Here is a 17,730-nt window from a genome sequence, read left to right as displayed (position 1 = left end):
GTGCGGACGGCGGTCAGCGCGGCCGGCGGTCAGCGCGGCGGGCGGTTCCGCCGGCCGCGCGTCAGCAACAGCACCAGCAGCACGATCCCGCCGACCACCACGAGGCAGCAGAGCAGCCCGAGAACGCCGAAGCCGCCCCGGGACCGCCGCCGGGCGGCCTCCACCACGAGCTCGCCGGTACCCGTCGACGCCCAGGCCGCGACCGGTACGAACACCGCGAGCGCGACCCCACCGAGGACCGCGCTCAGCCGGCCCCACCACCTGTTCCAAGCAGACATGCCCCCATCCTCGCTCAGCAGCGCAACCGGGCAGGACGGCGGGGCCGGGAACGACGAAAGGCCCCGGAGCGGACTCCGGGGCCTTTCGTGACGAGTAGCGGGGACAGGATTTGAACCTGCGACCTCTGGGTTATGAGCCCAGCGAGCTACCGAGCTGCTCCACCCCGCGTCGGCTCGTACAGCCTATCGCATCCCCGCCGTGGAGATCAGCCCGGTCCCCGATCGCGGCGTTTCGCCTGTTGGCGGCAGACGTTCGCCTGTGGGCGGCAGAAAGAGAACGGCCCCGAGGATCGGATCCTCGGGGCCGTTCCGGCGTGGTAGCGGGGACAGGATTTGAACCTGCGACCTCTGGGTTATGAGCCCAGCGAGCTACCGAGCTGCTCCACCCCGCGTCGGTCTGTAAACCGTAGCGCACCGACCCCAGGAGGCGCAAAACGGGGTCAGCCCAGCCACCTCCGGACCGCCTCGGTCGCCCGGCGGCTGTCCGCCTCGAACTGCGGCCGATCCGTCGACGTGCCCTCCCAGCCCTGCTCCCAGAGCACGGTGACCACGTCGCCGATCCGTACCGCCCGGACCAGGTGCACCTCGTCGCCGCCGGTCGGGTCGCCGTTGACGTCCCGGTACGGCGTACGGGTCTCGAACAGCACCGACTCGTCGCCGTACCCGGTGCCGGCGAGCAGCCGCTGGGTGACGGTCCCGCCCGGCGCGTCCGGGAGCGGCTGCTCAGGGCAGTCCCGGACCGCCTGCCGCAGCTCGCGCAGCGCGTCGTCGGCCCGGCCGGCCCGGTAGACCGTGACGCTCTGCCGGTAGCTGCCGTCCGGCACCGCCTCGGCCGGCGCCCCCGCGAGCTTGAACGCCACCGTCCGCGCCCGGCGGGTCGCGATCTGCGCCCCGCCGGGCGTTGCGCCGCAGAGGTCCGGCAGCACCGGGCCGGGGACGAACTGACTGCCCGTGCCGGCGTCGTTGGCGGCCGGCAGGGTGAAGAAGGCCCGGTCCGGGATGCTGGTCGGGGTGGCGGCCGGAGGTCGGGCACTGGTCGTCGGGGCTGCGGGCGTACCGGACGGGGTGGGCGCGCTCCGGCTCGGCGACGGCGGGCCGGAGCTGGGCGGCGTCGACGGCCCGGGGGTGGGGGTGGCGGCGGGTGGCCCGGGCGGGGTGTCCGGCCCGGCGGCGAGCACGAGCTGCGCGCCGACGGCCGCGCCGGCGACCAGCACGGCGACGGCCGACGCGCCCAGGGTGGCCCGGTAGCCCGCCCGGCGATCGGCCCGGCGACGCACCTGGTCCGGGTCCGGCAGCGCCCGCGGGTCGGAGTCGGCGGCCAGCGCCCGGTAGAGGCGGGTCAGTTCACGCGACATCGTCGACCTCCAGCTCCGCGGTGGTGAGGCCGGGCAGCAGCTCGGCGAGGCGGGCCCGGCCGCGGGACAGCCAGGACTTCACCGTGCCGACGGGAACCCCCGCCTCCCCGGCGATCTCCGCCACCGACATGTCGAACAGGTAGTGCAGCGCGAGCGCCTGCCGGTGCCGGACGGGCAGCTGCCGGAGCGCGCCGACCAGCAGCACGCTGTCCTCCCCCGGGGGTCCGACGTCGTCCGGCGGGCCGGTCCGGCTGGCCGCCAGCCGCCAGCCGCGCAGGCGGCGCCACCGGTCGGTGGCCAGCCGGCTGATCACCAACCGCAGCCAGGCCTCGGGGGCCGGGTGGGCGGCCAGCGTCGGCCACTGCCGCCAGGCCCGGGCGTACGCCTCCTGCACGAGGTCCTGGGCCTCGCCAGGATCGTGCGCCACGGCGTAGCCGTACCGCAGCGCCCGCGCCGACGTGCTCCGGTAGAAGTCGTCGAAACCGTTCGTGTCCCTCATCTGGAGATCCCGCCTCCCCTCGGTCCACCTGCACTGATGACGGGCGAAGCGGGTGCCGGGTTGCGAGCGTTCCGTCCGGTATGCGACAAAGCCCGTGGCCGGAGACCACTAGGGATCTCCAGACCACGGGCTCGCTGGTCGGGTCGGCGTCAGCCGTTCGCTGACGGTGAGGACGAGGGTGCGGCCGGCGGCGACGCGGACGGGCTGCCGCTGGCCGACGGGGCGGGCGACGGGTTGGCCGCCACCTGCGCCTCCTGGAACGCCGTCATCGCCTCGTCCAGCGCCTTCAGGGCCCGCCCGTACCGCTCGAAGTCGCCGGACGTCTGGGCGGCCTTGACCTCGGCGATGGCGCTCTGCACCTTGCCGGCGGCCTCGGCCAGCGCGCCGGTGAGCACCGGCGGGCTGGTGCCGCCACCCGTCGGCGGGTTGCCGCCGGTGCTGGGCGGGGTGGCCCCGGGGGCCCGTTTGCCCTGCTCGACGAGCTGCTTGATGCCGTCGGTGAGGTTGTTCGCCAGCACCACGTACGAGCCGCCGTCGCCGTACGAGAGCAGCACCTTCTGCAGCAGCGGGTACGCGTCCTGGTTGCTGCTCTTCACATAGACCGGCTCGACGTAGAGCATGCCGTCGGCGAAGGGCAGCGAGAGCAGGTTGCCGTACTGCACCTGCGCCTGGTTGGAGGAGAGCAGGTTGAGCTGCTGCCGGATGTCGCCGTTGTTGCTCATCTGCTGGTGCACCTGGACCGGCCCGGAGATCCGGGTCTGGTCCGGCAGCTCCAGCACCTCCAGCCTCGGCTGGCCGTCGACGTACGACCCGGAGATCAGCGCGGCCAGGTTCTGCCGGCCGTTCGGGGTGACCGCGGAGGTGAGCTGGAACCGCGGCGCCTCCTGCCCGGGGAACTGGGTGAACAGGTAGTACGGCGGCTGCTTCTGCCCACTGTCCGGCGCGTCCGGCACGTTCGGCACCTGCCAGAAGTCCTGCCCGGAATAGAAGTCGCCCGGGTCGGTGACGTGGAACTTGGTGAGCAGGTTCCGCTGCACCTTGAACAGGTCCGCCGGGTAGCGGAAGTGCTCGGCCAGCTCCGCCGGGATGTCGCCCTTCGGCAGCACCAGCTCGCCGCCGAACGCCTTGTTCCACGCCTTGAGCACCGGGTCGGTCTCGTCGAACGCGTAGAGCTTGACCGTGCCGTCGTACGCGTCGACGGTCGCCTTGACCGAGTTGCGGATGTAGTTGACGTTCTCCCGGGCGAGCTGGAACGTGCCCCGGCCGGTCAGCTCGTCCGCCGTCTCGGCCTGCAGGTTGACCCGCTCCGCGTACGGGTAGGTCGCGGCCGTGGTGTAGCCGTCCACGATCCACAGGACCCGGCCGTTCACCACCGCCGGGTACGGGTCGCCGTCCAGGGTGAGGAACGGCGCGACCTTCTCCACCCGGTCCCGCGGGTTGCGGACGTAGAGCAGCTTGGAGTCCTGGTTCACCGCCTCGGAGAGGAGGAAGTTCGACTCCTGCTCCTTGATCGCGTAGAGCAGCCGGCGGGTGAACGAGCCGATCTTGACGCCGCCCTCGCCGGTGTAGGTGTAGTACTGCTCGCCCCCGCTCGAGGTCGGGCGGTCGAACTCGACGTTACGCTCCCCGGTCTGCCCGACGATGGCGTAGTCGTCGGCCTTCATCCGCTCGCCGTAGTAGATCCGCGGCTGCTTGGCCGGGATCTGCTCGGTCGCGGACGCGCAGCCCTGCGCCTCCTTGCCGGAGTCACCGAGGAAGCCGGAGACGAAGTACGGCTGGCCGCCGCAGACCACCTGGTTGGCCGGGGCGGCCACCAGGCCGTAGCCGTGGGTGTAGACGGTGTGCCGGTTGATCCAGTTGCTCTGCTGCGGGGTCAGCTCGTCGTAGTTGATCTCTCGGACGCCGACCACGTAGTCCGAGGTCTTGCCGTCCACCGCGTATCGGTCGATGTCCAGCTTCGGGCCGAAGTCGTAGAAGCCGCGCACCTGCTGGAGCTGGGTGTACGTCTCGGAGACCAGCTGCGGGTCGAGCAGCCGGGCGTTCCCCACCACCGAGGTGTCGGTGGCCAGGCTGGGTGGCGGGGTGAGGTTGCTCGCCGCGTACCCGGCGGACTTCGCCCCGGCCAGCCCGTACGCGGCCCGGGTCGCCTCGATGCTGCGCTCGATGTAGGGCGCCTCCTTGTCCCGGGCGCTCGGCTTCACCTCGAAGGTCTGCACCGCCCACGGGTAGATGCCGCCGATCGCCACCGCCGAGACGCCGAGCAGGGCGAGCGAGATGCCGGGCCAGACCAGGTTCCGCATCACCGCGTTGGAGAACACGATGATCGCGATGGCCACGACGACCGAGATGTAGGCCAGGATCTCCTTCGCCGGGAGCAGCGCGTTCACGTCGGCGTAGCCGGCGCCGTAGAGCTTGGCGCCCTCGTTGTACTCCAGCAGCATCGCCCGCCGGTCCAGCACGTACGCGACCGCCTTGAGCAGGACGAAGACCGCGACCAGCGTGCTCAGGTGGGCGCGCGCGCCGTTGGTCATCCGGTCGCCGATGCCCTGCAGCCGCACCCCGCCGAAGACGTAGTGCATGGCCAGGGCGCCGAGCAGGGCGAGCACCACCACGGTGAAGCCGACGCCGAGCAGGTAGCGCCAGAACGGCAGCTGGAAGACGTAGAAGCCGACGTCGACGCCGAACTCCGGGTCCTTGACGCCGAAGCTCCCGCCGTTGCGGAACAGCAGCCACTGGCTCCACCGGCTCTGCGCGGACAGCCCGGCGAAGAGCCCGATGACGGCGGAGACCAGGGCGATCCAGGTGCCGAGCCGGGGGCTCAGCAGCATCCGGTACCGCTCCAGGGTGGCCTGCTCGGCGGAGTGCGGGCGCAGCTGGGGTCGCAGCCGGTAACCCAGCCAGAGGTTGCCGGCGACGATCAGCGCCATGCCGAGCCCGATCACCAGGAAGAGCAGCAGCCGGGTGCCGAGCACCCCGGTGAAGATCTGGGTGTAGCGGACCTCCTCGAACCAGAGCCAGTCCGTCCAGGCGTTGACTCCCCACCCCAGCAGGGTGAAGAGCACGAACACCCCGATCAGGACCCCGATGGTGGCGCGTCCGCGCCGGCTCATCCTCGGCAGGGGACTGCTACGCATGACCACTGTTGGCTCCGCACGCTCGATGTGATCGGCTCCGACCAGGCACCCAGAGTACGGGGTGTTCCTGAATACGTCGGGTCAAGGTCACGCCACGATCCTCGCGCGGGTCACCGGAGCCGGGTCAGCAGCGGGTCGGCTGCCCTCCGGCGCGGAGCGTCTCCAGCGCCTTCAGCGCGTCGTCGAGCGACGCCACCCGGAGCAGCGGCAGGTCCGGCTGCGGGTTGCGGACCGCCTCCGCGCAGTTGTCGGCGGGCACCAGGAAGACCTTCGCACCGGCCTCCTTGGCGCCGACCAGCTTCTGCGCGATGCCGCCGATCGGACCGACCCGGCCCTCGTCGTCGATGGTGCCGGTGCCGGCGATGATCTTCCCGCCGGTCAGGTCGGCCGGCTCCAGCTTGTCCACGATGCCCAGGGCGAACATCAGCCCGGCGCTCGGGCCGCCGATGTCCGCGAGGTCGATCTTGAGGGTGAACGGGTGCGGCTGCTGCTGGTCGATCTCGATGCCGATCCGCGGCCGGCCGTCCTGCTCCCGGCTGGTCACCGCGGCGGTGGCGGTCACCCCGTCGCGGACGTACCCGATCTTCAGCGCGCTGCCGGCCGGCTTGGCCCGGATCAGCTCGGTGAGCTTGGCCGCGCTGGTCACCTGCTGGCCGTCGACCGAGGTGAGCACGTCGCCGGGCCGGAGCACGCCGACCGAGGGCCCGCCCGCGGTGACCGCCTTCACCAGCACCTCGATCGGGTAACCCAGCTTGCGCAGGGCCGCCGTCTCCGCGCTGGTCTGCGAGTTCTGGAAGTCCTCCACGTTGCGCTTCTCGATCTCCTGCTGCGACTCGCCCGGCGGGTAGACCAGCTCGCGCGGCACCACCGCCTCGTCCCTGGAGAACCAGCCGGCCAACGCCGAACGGAGCCGGACGGTGGGCTGCACCCCGACCGTGGTGAGCCGCAACTGCCCGGCGGAGGTGGACGTCGGCCGGCCGGTGACCTGGATGATCTCCTTGCCGTCCTCGGCGCCGAGGGTGTTGACCGTCGGGCCCGGACCGAGCACCACGTACGGGATGGGCACGCTCAGCACCCCGACGCTGAGCAGGGCGGTGAGCAGTGCACCGAGGAGTACGGTCACGCCGCGACGTCTCATGCGGCAGAGCGTACCGATCCGGGCGCGGGCGTCCGGCGCAGCGACCGGCGGACTTCGCCCTCAGCGCAACGCCAGCGGGCGCGACCTGCGGCAAGGCACGCGTACCGTAGACCTCGTGCCTGATATTCCGTTCGGATTCGCGCTCCCGGGTGGGCAACCACCAGACCCCAACGATCCCGCGCAGATGCAGCAGTTCATGGCGCAGTTGCAGCACCTGCTCTCGGCGCCGGGCAGCGGGCCGGTCAACTGGGACCTCGCCCGGCAGGTGGCCGCGAGCCAGCTCGCCGCCGCCGGCGACCCGGCGGTCTCGCCGTTCGAACGCAACGCGGTGGAGGAGGCGCTGCGCATCGCCGACCTCTGGCTGGAGCCGGCCACCTCGTGGCCCTCCGGCATCCGGGCGTCGGTCGCCTGGAACCGCAACGAGTGGATCTACAAGACCCTGGACGTGTGGCGCAAGCTCTGCGACCCGGTGGCCAGCCGGATGGTCGGCGCGATGGGTGACCTGGTGCCGCCGGAGGCGCGGGCCCAGCTGGGCCCGATGCAGTCGATGGTCGCCACGCTGGGTGGCGCGCTCTTCGGCGGCCAGCTCGGCCAGGCGCTCGGCTCGCTCGCCGCCGAGGTGCTCTCCGCCGGCGACATCGGCCTGCCGCTCGGCCCGGCCGGCACCGCCGCGCTCATCCCGGCCAACATCCGGGCGTACGGCGAGGGCCTGGAGCTGCCCGAGGACGAGGTACGCCTCTACGTCGCCCTGCGCGAGGCCGCCCACCAGCGGCTCTTCCAGCACGTGCCGTGGCTGCGCGGGCACGTGCTCACCGCGGTCGAGAACTACGCCGCGGGCATCCGGGTCAACCGGGAGGCCATCGAGGAGGCGATGGGTCGGGTCGACCCGACCGACCCGGAGTCGATGCAGGCGATCGCCCTGGAGGGCATCTTCACCCCGGAGGACACCCCGGCGCAGAAGGCGTCCCTGGCCCGGCTGGAGACCGTGCTCGCCCTGGTCGAGGGCTGGGTGTGCCACGTGGTCGACACCGCCGCCGGCGAGCGGCTGCCCAACGTCGTCCGTCTCGGCGAGGCGTTCCGCCGGCGCCGGGCCGCGGGCGGGCCGGCCGAGCAGACCTTCGCCGCCCTGGTCGGCCTGGAGCTGCGCCCCCGCCGGCTGCGCGAGGCCACCGTGCTCTGGGCGGCGCTCACCGAGCAGCGGGGCATCGCCGGCCGGGACGCGGTCTGGGGTCACCCCGACCTGCTCCCCTCCGACGACGACTTCGCCAATCCGGAGGCGTTCGCCGCGACCAGCAGCGACCTGGACGAGGAGCTGGCCAGCTTCGACTTCACCGCCCCTGGCGCCCCCGAGGAGCAGCCCCCCGCCGAGGGCGACGACAAGTCCTCCTGACCGCACAGCGCCAAGATCCGCACATCTTCACCGAAGTTGTGCGGATCTTGCTCGTCCGGGGGTCAGCCGGGTTGACCGGAGAGCAGGGCGCGGGTGGCCTCCCAGCCCTCGAAGGCCGGGTCGAGGGTGGCCAGGTCGGCCGGGCCGCGCAGCCGGCGCCAGCCGGCCGTGACGGCCACGTCCCCCGGGCGCGGGGCGGCGGCGCGCACCTCGGCGGGCGCGGCCGTCGCCAGGTCGACCGCCGGCAGCCATGCCGGTACGGGCAGCCGGGCGGCCACGCCGAGCAGGCCGGGGCCGTTCCCCTCCACGGGGGCCACGGCCACCGGCCGGCTGGAGAGGGGCCGCAGCAGCTTGCCGAGGGTGAGCCCGGGCACGTCGGGCGCGTCGGCGGCCACCACAGCCGCCTGGTCGTAGCCGGCGCCGGCCCGCCCGGCATCGGCGTCGGTGGGCCGGTCGGTGCCGGCCAGCGCGGCGAACACCGCGTTGACGGTGGGTTCCGGCACCTCGTGGACGGCGGTGCCGGGCCACACCACGGCGTCGGCCAGCCACCGGTCCGCGGGCGTCACGGCCACCGCGGTCTCCACCTCGTTGAGGGTGGCGAGCAGGTCCACCACGTCCTCGGCGAGCGCCGTACGCCACCGGGTCGGGTCGATCCCCGGCGGCGTCCAGCCCACCGGCGCGAGCAACGCCACCACGACACGTCGAGCCACGCTCCGACCCTAGCCCTCCGCCCGAGCCGCGGCGGGCCCGGCCAGCGCCCGGTCGAGCGGGTCACGACGCGACCAGCGCGCTTCGGCCCGCGCGGTCGCGCCGACCGCGGCTCGGAGCCACCGCACTCCAGGTCGCCGGGCGGGAGGCCGGCCTCGGGTGCGCTCGCCGAGGCGCCCTCGGGTATCAGTCGGTGAGGGGGACGCCGGCGGTGGCGGCCACGCCCTCCAGGTAGCCCCGGGCCCGCTCGGTCTTCGGGTACCGCCCCACCAGGGCCCAGAAATGGGCGTTGTGACTGGGCACGATCAGGTGCGCCAGCTCGTGCAGGAGCACGTAGTCGATCACCCAGTCGGGCATGTCCTGGATCCGGTGGGAGATCCGGATGGTGCGGTCGGCGGGGGTGCAGGAGCCCCAGCGGCCGTTCTGGTTGGTGACCCAGCGGACGCTGGCCGGTACCGCCGCGGCACCGTGCTCGGGCAGGTAGAGGTTGATCAGCCGGGTGGCCCGGGCGAGCAGCTCGGCGTCGGAGCGGGCGAGCCGGCCCTCGCGCGCGGCGAGCCGGGCCAGCATCCGGTCGACCCACTCGCTCTCCTCGGCGCGGGAGAACTGATCGGGGATGAGCACCACGACCCGTTCCCCGTCCCGGTACGCGGACACCGTACGTCGCCGGCGCTGACTGCGCCGTACCTCGACGACGGGCTTCCGCGTCCCGGCCATTACCGGTCCGCGCAGCCTCGGATGACTGTCACGACAGCAAGCTAATGCGTACTGACCAGGGGTCCGCAAGAGTCAACACGACGACACGCGCCCGGAAAATGGTGGTTGGTCGGCAGGAGTCCCAAAAAAAATCTTTACGGCAGCCCGACAGGCGTCCTCGGTCACCCTTCGTGGCGACCCGAGCCGGGCCACGCCCGTCACCTGCCCACCCCCGCACACGTTAAGTGATCTACGGACGGGCCTCGCGCGGGGGCGGCCCCAAGGGTGATCTGAGGGCCTTCGCCCGGCGTGTCCCTGCGGAACTGACTTATCGGACGTGACTCGGCATGCACACTCTCGACGTCGACTAGCTCACAGTGTCGATGCTGAGCTGACATGGAACCGCCCAGACCTGGGTAGGGTCCGCCAACCAGCGGTCATGAGCGTGGCCGCAGAGAACGACCCAGCGCCGGTGCCCCGCGTGGCCCGCCGCCGGGGAACCGCCGGGACGGCGTGTCCGGCGGACGAGACGAGGAGGGGCTACCGTGGCCGACCAGGCCCAGACCTACAACGGTTACTGCGTCAAGTGCAAGGAGAAGCGGGACTTCGAGGGGCGTATCGAGGTCTCCAAGACCGGCATGAACATGGCCAAGGGCAAGTGCCCGGTGTGCGGCACAACAGTGAACCGCATCCTGGGCAAGGCCAAGGTCTGACCGGTACGGATCAACGCGGGGAGGGTTGGCCGGCCGGCCAACCCTCCCCGCGTCCGTTCGGCCCCTACTGTCGGCTGCGCGACACCGGTTACCGCCCGGTTGTGGAAAAGCCGGCTTTTTCTGTGGACAGCCCTGGCCACAGCCCGGCGCACCTGTGGACAACGATCGACGGAACGCGCGGACACGGTCACGATTCGTGGCATGGCCGATCCGACGCCCCTCGCCCGCCCGACCCTCCTGCCGGGGCTGGCCCGCCTCTGGCGGGACCGGCACACCCTCCAGCTCGGGGTCGAGCCCGGCCGGGCCGTCCTGCTGGAGGTGGCGAACCCCCGCGCCGCCCGCCTGCTCGACCTGCTGGACGGCACCCGGAGCGAACGTGCCGTCCTCGCGTACGCGGCCACCGCGCGGGTCGCGCCGGACGAGGCGCGCGTCCTGCTCGACACGCTCCGGGCCGCCGGTCTCGTCGTAGCAGCGCAGAGCCTGCTCCCCCGGGACCTCGCCGGGCCGGCCCGGGCCCGGCTCGCCGGCGAGGCCGACGCCCTGGCGCTGGCCACGTCCGCACTGCCCGGCACCCCGGCCCAGGTGCTGCGCCGCCGCCGGGCGGCGCGCGTGCTGGTCACCGGCGCCGGCCGGCTCGGCGCCGCGATCTCGGTCGCGCTGGCGCAGGCCGGCGTCGGGCACGTCGTACCCGAGCTGCCCGGCCCGGTCCGTCCGGGCGACCTGGTCGGGACGGGCCTGGCCGCCGCCGAGGTGGGCCGACCGCTGGCCGCGGCGGTCCGCGCCGCGCTGGGCCGGTCCGCCCCGGGTACGGAGACCGGACCGCTCCGTCGGGGCCGCGTCGACCTGGTGGTCCAGCTCGGCACGGACCGGCCGGCGTCCGTGCTGGCCACCGGGTACGCCCAGCGCCGCCAGCCCCACCTCCTGGTCGATCTACGCGGCGGGGTGCCGGTGGTCGGCCCGCTGGTGCGCCCGCCAGCGGGTCCCTGCCTGAACTGCCTCGACCTGCACCGGGTGGACCGCGACCCGGACTGGCCCACGCTCGCCGCCCAGCTCGCCACCGACGGCACCGAACGGGCCTGCGCCGCCACCACCCGGCTCGCGGCGGTGGCGTACGCGGCCGCGGAGGCGCTGGCCCACCTCGACGGCGGCACCCCGGAGACCCTCGGCTGCGCCGTCGAGATCGCCGGAGCCGGCCGGTTCCGCCGCCGCCAGTGGCCGCCGCACCCGTCCTGCGGCTGTTCCGGGCGTCGCCCGATCCGGGTCAGCCCCACCGGTACCGGCTTCGTAGCAGCAGCAGGGCCGTCGAGTCGGTAACAATGACCGGGTGACCGACATCCCGCGCCGGGCCGTGTCCCGGACCGCCAAGCTCGCCGCCCTGCCACTCGGCTTCGCCGGCCGGACCGTCCTCGGCATGGGCAAGCGAGTCACCGGGCTCGCGTCCGAGGTCATCTCCGCCGAGATCCAGCAACGCACCGCCGAGCAGCTGTTCAGCGTGCTCGGGCAGCTCAAGGGCGGGGCGATGAAGTTCGGCCAGGCCCTGTCGGTCTTCGAGGCGGCGCTGCCGGAGGAGATCGCCGGCCCCTACCGGCAGGCGCTCACCAAGCTCCAGGAGGCCGCCCCGCCGCTCCCCGCGGCCACCGTGCACAAGGTGCTCGCCGAGCAGCTCGGCCCGGGCTGGCGGGAGCGGTTCGTGGAGTTCAACGACACCCCGGCCGCCGCGGCCAGCATCGGCCAGGTGCACCGCGCGGTCTGGCGGGACCCGGGATACGGCCCGAACGGCGCCCCGAACCACCGGGACGTGGCCGTGAAGATCCAGTACCCGGGCGCCGGCGACGCCCTGCTCGCCGACCTGAAGCAGCTCTCCCGGCTGGGCGGCATGTTCCGCGCGATCCAGCCCGGGCTGGACGTCAAGCCGCTCCTGGTCGAGCTGCGGGAGCGGATCACCGAGGAGCTGGACTACGAGCTGGAGGCCGAGTCGCAGCGCGCGTTCGCCGCGGCGTACGCCGACGATCCGGACATCTACATCCCCGAGGTGTTGGACGCCTCACCCCGAGTGCTGATCACCGAGTGGGTCGAGGGCACGCCACTGGCGGCGATCATCCGGGAGGGCACCGAGGAGCAGCGCGACGAGGCGGGGCGGCTGATGGCCGAGCTGCACCTGTCCGCGCCGATGCGGGCCGGGCTGCTGCACGCCGACCCGCACCCGGGCAACTTCCGGCTGCTCCCGGACGGCCGGCTCGGCGTGATCGACTTCGGCGCGGTGGCCCGGATGCCGGACGGCACCCCCGAGCCGATCGGCCGGATCGCCGCGCTGGCGCTGCGCGGCGACGCCGAGGCGGTGGTGGCCGGGCTGCGGAAGGAGGGCTTCGTCAGCCCGACCGAGCCGATCGACGCCGAGGAGGTGCTCGACTTCCTCCGCCCGATGCTGGAGCCGATCGCCGCCGAGGAGTTCCGGTTCACCCGGGCCTGGCTGCGGTCCGAGGCGGCCCGCCTGGCCAACCCCCGCTCGCCGGCCTACCAGCTCAGTCGCCAGCTCAACCTGCCCCCGTCGTACCTGATGATCCACCGGGTCACGCTGGGCTCGATCGGGGTGCTCTGCCAGTTGGAGGCGAAGGCGCCCTACCGGGCGATCCTGGAGCGCTGGCTGCCCGGCTTCGCCCCGGTGGGCTGAGCGCGGCGGCCGCCCGCAGGCACGGCCCCGCCTGTGCCACCTCGGTGAGCTGCGCGCGGCGGCCATCCGCAGGCACGCCACGGGGGCGGCGGCCATCCGGCCGCCGCCCCCGTGCAGGTGGGTATGGATCTAGAGAACGCCCAGGTCACGAGCCGACTGGCGCCGGCTCTTCATTGCGACGGTACGGGCGGAACGGGCTGCCTCAGTGCTCGTGGTGGTGCGACCGGCCTGAGGCCGGGGCATTCGAGCCCGGGACAACGCTTCGTGAAGTAGTTGCATCTCGGTTCCGTTCGGCAGGTGCAGCATCGGTTTCGACTTTCTCGCGGCCGGTGGGCTCACCGGCGGGACGTGTGGAACGGGGTGTGTCAGGCCGCCAGCCGGACCGCGTTACGCGACTCGGACAGCCCACTGGCCGCCAGTCGCGCCTCGGCCTCGACCCGGAGCTGCGCGTCGCGGGCGAGGTCCTCCTTGCGCGGACGGCCACGGGGCCGCTTACGCGGGACGACCGCGCCACGCTCGAAGATCTCGCCGCCCCAGACGCCCCAGGGCTCGGCCCGCTCCACCGCACCGGCCAGGCACTCGACGCGCAGCGGGCAGTCCCCGCAGAGCGACTTGGCCAGCTCGAGCTCGGTGGGCGAGTCGGAGAACCACAGGTCGGGGTCGAACTTCCGGCAGGGCAGGTTCGCCTCCACCTCGACGCTCACGTCGAGCGGGGCCAACGCCAGACTCATCCTCCGGTCACCTCTCTCTCACTTCGATCTCGTGGATCGCATTTCCGACGTACTTCGGCGGTGCAAAAACACTGAGGCCGCGGATCCCTTGTGCGGGTTCCGCGGCCTCGAGGTGAGCCGGTGGTCTGATGGATCAGACCGGTCTACCTCGAGGTGGAACACCGCGGACATCCGTGCGCTTCTTGGCGCCATCGATGCCCATGCCCGTGAAGCCACTGGTCCCCTCGATCCCCGCCAGCGGCGCAACGGTCAGGTTCAGCTCGGCCTGAACCTGGACCTGGTGCACCTGCGGGACCGACGGTCGAGCGGCAAGGGCCACCCGGACAGCCGACAGCGGAGCGCAGGCAACTGGCATCGCCAGCGGACGCTCGTAGATGTAGGTCTCCATTGATGCCACCTCCCTGACTTTCCTCGTGCCAACCATGGACTCGTCCCCCGTGAGCAGCCGGAATGGCGCCGCTCGCGAGGTGTGTCCTGAGGCTATTCCTCGCCTCGGGGCGAGGGCAAACGATTTACGGCTAGATTTCGAAACTTTTCTGCGGGCAGACATCGTCCACCGCCGCGCCCCCCACCAGGGCCAGCACCGTATCTCCGTAAAGTCCCAGTTTGCGGGGGCCGATCCCGGCGATCGCGATCAGTTCCTCGCTGCGTCCCGGCCTCCGCTCGGCCAGCGCGGTGAGCGTGGCGTCGGTGAAGACGACGTACGCCGGCACCTTCTGCGCCTCGGCCACCCGCTGCCGCCACTCGCGCAGCCGCTCGTACAGCTCCTGGTCCAGGTCCGACGGGCAGGTGGGGCAGCGGCCCAGCTTGCGGTCCGCCCCGGCGAGCAGGGTGGCGCCGCAAATCCGGCAGGAGACCACCTGGGCGCGCCGCCGCTCGGTGCGCCGGGCCGCGCCGGCGCCGGCCCGCTCGGTACCCCCCGAGCGGTCGAGCTGCGGCAGGAACCGGCAGGGCCGCCGGGCCCGACCGCCCGGCGAGCGGGCCGCGGCGTACGACAACCAGAGCCACTCCCGGGCCCGGGTGATCCCGACGTAGAGCAGCCGCCGCTCCTCCTCGACCTGCTCCGGGGTCTTCGCGTACGTGATGGGGAGGGTGCCCTCGGCGAGGCCGACCAGGAAGACGGCGTCCCACTCCAGCCCCTTGGCGGAGTGCAGGGAGGCGAGCGTCACCCCCTCCACGGTGGGTACGTGCTGCTGGGCCGCCCGTCGGGCCAGTTCCTCGGTGAAGTCGGCCAAGGTCACCGGGCGCTCGACGGCGGCGGCCTCGCCGATCGGCACCACCTCGGGGGTCGCCGCGTACTCCTCGGCGAGCTGGACCAGGGCGGCGAGCGCCTCCCACCGCTCACGCGCGGCACCGCCGGCCGGGGGCGCGTCGGGCGCCCAGCCCACCGCGGCGAGCCCTTCCACCACGGCGGCCGGCAGCGGGGTCTCCCCAGGGATCGACCGGGTGGCGGCGCGCAGCGCCACCATCGCCTGCCGGACCTCGGGCCGCTCGAAGAACCGCTCGGCCCCCTGCACCACGTACGGCACCTGCGCCTCGGTGAGTGCCTTCTCGTACGCCTCGGACTGCGCGTTGGTGCGGAACAGCACCGCGATCTCCCGGGCCGGGGTGCCGCCGGCGATCAGCGCCCGGCAGCGGGCGGCGACCGCGTTGGCCTCGGCCGGCTCGTCGGTGAAGATCCGCAAGTCGGGTTCGGGGCCCGGCGGGCGCTGGCCGTGCAGTTCCAGCCGCAGCCGGGCCTCGGTACCCCGGGCCTGCGAGATCACCGCGTTGGCCAGCCCGACCACCTGCGGGGTGGAGCGGTAGTCGCGGACCAGCCGGACCACCGTGGCGGTCCGGTGCAGGCGCGGGAAGTCGACCAGGTACGACGAGGTCGCCCCGGTGAACGAGTAGATGGTCTGGCTGGCGTCGCCGACCACGGTGAGGTCGTCCCGGCCGCCGAGCCACGCCTGCAGCAGCCGCTGCTGGAGCGGGTTCACGTCCTGGTACTCGTCGACGACGAAGTGCCGGTACTGGCCGCGGACCTGCTCGGCGACGTCGGCGTGCTCCTCGATCCCCCAGACGGCGGCGCGCAGCAGATCCTCGAAGTCGATCACCCCGTTGCCGCGCTTGAGCCGCTCGTACGCGGCGAAGACCTCGGCCACCTTCGCCGGCTCGTACGGGGTCTCGCGCAGCGCCTTGGCCGCGGCCACCACGTACTCGCCCGGCTCGACCAGGGACGACTTGGCCCACTCGATCTCGCCGGCGAGGTCACGGGCGGCGGTCCGGTCGGCGCGCAGGCCGACCTTGGCGGCGGCCAGGGTGACCACCCGGACCTTGCTCTCCATCAACTCCGGCATGGCGCGCCCCTCGAGCAGCCGGGGGGCGAAGTAGCGGACCTGGCGCAGGGCCGCCGCGTGGAAGGTGCGTGCCTGGACGCCCGGCACCCCGAGGACGGCGAGACGGCTGCGCAGCTCGGCGGCGGCGCGGGCGGTGAAGGTGACCGCCAGCACGTGCCGGGCGGCGATGTCACCGGTGAGCGCGCGGTGCGCGATCCGGGAGGTCACCGCGCGGGTCTTGCCGGTGCCGGCGCCGGCCAGGATGCAGACCGGGCCGGCCGGGGCGGTCACCGCGGCCCGCTGCTCCGGATCCAGCCCGGCCAGCACCCGTTCCGCCGTTGAGTGAACCGCCACAGCCAGGAATCATCTCAGCCCCCGGCGATGTTGCAGCGATTAGCCTGGCCTGACTGGGCCGGGCGCGCCACCCCTTGGAGGAGTTGACCATGTTGACGATGTATTCCACCCCGTGGTGCGGCTACTGCCACCGGCTGAAGTCGCAGCTCGACCGGGAGGGCATCGCGTACGAGGTGGTCGACATCGAGCAGGACGCGAAGGCCGCCGAGTTCGTGATGGGCGTCAACGGCGGCAACCAGACCGTCCCGACCCTGCGCTTCGCCGACGGCAGCGCGCTCACCAACCCCTCCATCACCCAGGTCAAGCAGCACCTCGCCACCATCTCCGCCTGACCCACCCGCCCCGGAAACAGCGGCCGCCCCACCCGGGCCGGCCGCTCTTCCGCGTTCGCGCCGGCGGTCGATGATCATGAGATTAGCGGCCTCGGGATCGGCGTGTCGCCACGGCAACCTCATGATCGACGGACGGCGGCGGGCGGCGCGGGGCAGGGATGCGGGCGGGCGCTGACGGCGGGGGTGGGCTGAGGTGGCGGGCGTGCCAGAGGTAGGCGCCGGCGGCCATGGTGATCATCCCGACCAGGGCGAAGAGCAGGCGGTAGTCGAGGACGCCGACGAGCAGCGCACCGGCCCCGATGGAGACCGCCTGCGGGCCGCTGACCAGTGCCTCCGAGGCGGCGGCGACCCGGCCGAGCAGGGCCGGCGGGGTCCGCCGCTGGACCAGCGTGTTGAGCCCGACCATGGTCAGCGGCAACGACAACCCGGCCAGCAGCAGCGCCACCACGCCCAGCCAGAGCCGGGGGTACGCCAGCGCCAGCGCGGCCGGCCCGAAGAGGGTCACCCCGGCGGCGAGCGCCCCCACCTCGCCGGTCCGGCGTACCACGGCCGCCGAGAGGAGCGCGCCGACCAGCCCGCCGACCCCCTGCACGGTGACCAGCACGCCGACGAAGGCGACCTCCCGGCGCAGCCCCTGGTCCACGTACGCGAAGATCAGTGACTCGGTGAAGCCCATCACCAGCGAACCCAGCCCGTAGCCGAGCAGGGCCCGGCGCAGCGCCGGCTCGCCGGCCAGGTGTCGCAGCCCGGCGCCCAGTTCGGCCGGCCAACGCAGGTCGGCCCCGGAGGGCGGGGGCTCGGTGACCCGGAGCAGGCCGACGACGGCCGCGGCGGTCAGGAAGCCGGCCATGGCGAGCGCGGCCAGCAGCCAGCCGCCGACCGCGGCGTACAGCCCGGCCCCGGCCAGCGGGCCGACCAGCCGGAGGCCCTGCCGGACGGTCTGCAGCACCGCGTTCGCGTCGGCCAGCAGTTCGCTCGGCACGAGGTGCCGGATCAGCCCGCTCAGCACCGCGGTCAACGTGATGTACGACAGGCCGTAGAGCGCCGCCACCACGTAGATGACCCACACGTCGGCCCGGCCCCGGACCGCGAAGAGCGGGGTGAGCAGCACCGCCGCGCCCAGGTTGGCGGCCACGAAGAAGGGCCGGCGACGGTACCGGTCGACGAACCAGCCGACCAGTGGCGCCAGCGTCATCGGGGCGATGATCGCGAAGATGGTCGCGCCGGCCATGCCGTCCGAGCCGGTCAGGTCCTTCACCCAGACGGCGAGGGCCAGCAGCAGGATCGACTCGGCCGCCATGCTGGCCAGCACGGCGACGAAGAGCAGGCGGAAGTCGGGGCGGCCCAGGACGGTGCGCATCAGGTTCCTCCGGCGGGGGTGCGCCCGAAGGCGCGACGGGGGCGGGTGCCGGG

16 protein-coding genes and 2 tRNA genes are annotated in these 17,730 nt (G+C 73.2%); 5 read left to right on the top strand and 13 right to left on the bottom strand.

Annotated elements, in window-relative coordinates; genetic code table 11:
• Positions 1-29: 29 nt before the first annotated feature.
• From ACFYML_RS26775 to ACFYML_RS26745, 7 genes are all read right to left on the bottom strand, one after another.
• Positions 30-278, bottom strand: coding sequence for a hypothetical protein (locus ACFYML_RS26775; RefSeq protein ID WP_387423264.1), 249 nt, complete (start codon positions 276-278; stop codon positions 30-32).
• Between the two features lie 95 nt (positions 279-373).
• Positions 374-447: transfer RNA gene (locus ACFYML_RS26770), tRNA-Met, on the bottom strand.
• Between the two features lie 146 nt (positions 448-593).
• Positions 594-670 (bottom strand) — tRNA-Met (locus ACFYML_RS26765).
• Positions 671-718: 48 nt separating this feature from the next.
• Positions 719-1,633: a hypothetical protein gene (locus ACFYML_RS26760; RefSeq protein ID WP_387423262.1), complete on the bottom strand. Its 915-nt coding sequence runs from the start codon at positions 1,631-1,633 to the stop codon at positions 719-721.
• Entirely contained in the window at positions 1,623-2,132 is a 510-nt protein-coding gene (locus ACFYML_RS26755) for an RNA polymerase sigma factor (protein WP_387423261.1), read from the bottom strand. Before ACFYML_RS26755 ends, ACFYML_RS26760 begins: the two co-directional genes overlap by 11 nt.
• Before the next feature lie 149 nt (positions 2,133-2,281).
• Positions 2,282-5,266, bottom strand: coding sequence for a UPF0182 family protein (locus ACFYML_RS26750; protein ID WP_387423260.1), 2,985 nt, complete (start codon positions 5,264-5,266; stop codon positions 2,282-2,284).
• A gap of 124 nt (positions 5,267-5,390) precedes the next feature.
• Positions 5,391-6,404, bottom strand: coding sequence for a PDZ domain-containing protein (locus ACFYML_RS26745; RefSeq protein WP_387423259.1), 1,014 nt, complete (start codon positions 6,402-6,404; stop codon positions 5,391-5,393).
• Between the two features lie 184 nt (positions 6,405-6,588).
• Here ACFYML_RS26745 and ACFYML_RS26740 point away from each other — a divergent pair, with 184 nt between their 5' ends.
• A complete protein-coding gene (locus ACFYML_RS26740; RefSeq protein WP_387423327.1) occupies positions 6,589-7,794 on the top strand; it encodes a zinc-dependent metalloprotease in 1,206 nt (401 codons plus the stop codon).
• Positions 7,795-7,856: 62 nt separating this feature from the next.
• Here the strand turns inward: ACFYML_RS26740 and ACFYML_RS26735 are convergent, their stop codons facing one another.
• Both ACFYML_RS26735 and ACFYML_RS26730 read right to left on the bottom strand, forming a co-directional pair.
• Positions 7,857-8,504: a hypothetical protein gene (locus ACFYML_RS26735; RefSeq protein ID WP_387423258.1), complete on the bottom strand. Its 648-nt coding sequence runs from the start codon at positions 8,502-8,504 to the stop codon at positions 7,857-7,859.
• A gap of 184 nt (positions 8,505-8,688) precedes the next feature.
• On the bottom strand, positions 8,689-9,219 hold the full coding sequence (locus ACFYML_RS26730) for a M48 family metallopeptidase (RefSeq protein ID WP_387423257.1): 531 nt from the start codon (positions 9,217-9,219) through the stop codon (positions 8,689-8,691).
• Between the two features lie 524 nt (positions 9,220-9,743).
• On the opposite strand from ACFYML_RS26730, the gene ACFYML_RS26725 reads away from it, so the two are divergent.
• From ACFYML_RS26725 to ACFYML_RS26715, 3 genes are all read left to right on the top strand, one after another.
• Positions 9,744-9,911, top strand: a complete 168-nt coding sequence (locus ACFYML_RS26725) for a DUF5679 domain-containing protein (protein WP_165945332.1) — start codon at positions 9,744-9,746, stop codon at positions 9,909-9,911.
• Positions 9,912-10,112: 201 nt separating this feature from the next.
• On the top strand, positions 10,113-11,225 hold the full coding sequence (locus ACFYML_RS26720) for a TOMM precursor leader peptide-binding protein (RefSeq protein ID WP_387423256.1): 1,113 nt from the start codon (positions 10,113-10,115) through the stop codon (positions 11,223-11,225).
• A gap of 10 nt (positions 11,226-11,235) precedes the next feature.
• A complete protein-coding gene (locus tag ACFYML_RS26715) occupies positions 11,236-12,582 on the top strand; it encodes an AarF/ABC1/UbiB kinase family protein (protein ID WP_073834752.1) in 1,347 nt (448 codons plus the stop codon).
• 365 nt (positions 12,583-12,947) lie between these two features.
• Here the strand turns inward: ACFYML_RS26715 and ACFYML_RS26710 are convergent, their stop codons facing one another.
• The 3 genes from ACFYML_RS26710 to ACFYML_RS26700 form a co-directional block, all read right to left on the bottom strand.
• Positions 12,948-13,313 (bottom strand): WhiB family transcriptional regulator, encoded by a 366-nt coding sequence (locus ACFYML_RS26710; RefSeq protein WP_089005380.1) that lies wholly within the window; start codon positions 13,311-13,313, stop codon positions 12,948-12,950.
• Positions 13,314-13,446: 133 nt separating this feature from the next.
• On the bottom strand, positions 13,447-13,701 hold the full coding sequence (locus ACFYML_RS26705; RefSeq protein WP_357439837.1) for a hypothetical protein: 255 nt from the start codon (positions 13,699-13,701) through the stop codon (positions 13,447-13,449).
• A 130-nt stretch (positions 13,702-13,831) separates the two neighbouring features.
• Positions 13,832-15,985: an ATP-dependent DNA helicase UvrD2 gene (locus ACFYML_RS26700; RefSeq protein WP_387423255.1), complete on the bottom strand. Its 2,154-nt coding sequence runs from the start codon at positions 15,983-15,985 to the stop codon at positions 13,832-13,834.
• 89 nt (positions 15,986-16,074) lie between these two features.
• Here ACFYML_RS26700 and ACFYML_RS26695 point away from each other — a divergent pair, with 89 nt between their 5' ends.
• A complete protein-coding gene (locus ACFYML_RS26695; RefSeq protein ID WP_357439833.1) occupies positions 16,075-16,317 on the top strand; it encodes a mycoredoxin in 243 nt (80 codons plus the stop codon).
• Positions 16,318-16,399: 82 nt separating this feature from the next.
• Here ACFYML_RS26695 and ACFYML_RS26690 read toward each other — a convergent pair whose 3' ends face one another.
• Positions 16,400-17,677, bottom strand: coding sequence for an MFS transporter (locus tag ACFYML_RS26690; RefSeq protein ID WP_387423254.1), 1,278 nt, complete (start codon positions 17,675-17,677; stop codon positions 16,400-16,402).
• Positions 17,678-17,730: the final 53 nt, after the last annotated feature.

This window comes from Micromonospora sp. NPDC007230 (assembly GCF_042869115.1).
GTDB lineage: Bacteria > Actinomycetota > Actinomycetes > Mycobacteriales > Micromonosporaceae > Micromonospora.
Note: the sequence above shows the minus strand (reverse complement) of the source record. Positions and strands in the feature narration are given on the sequence as shown.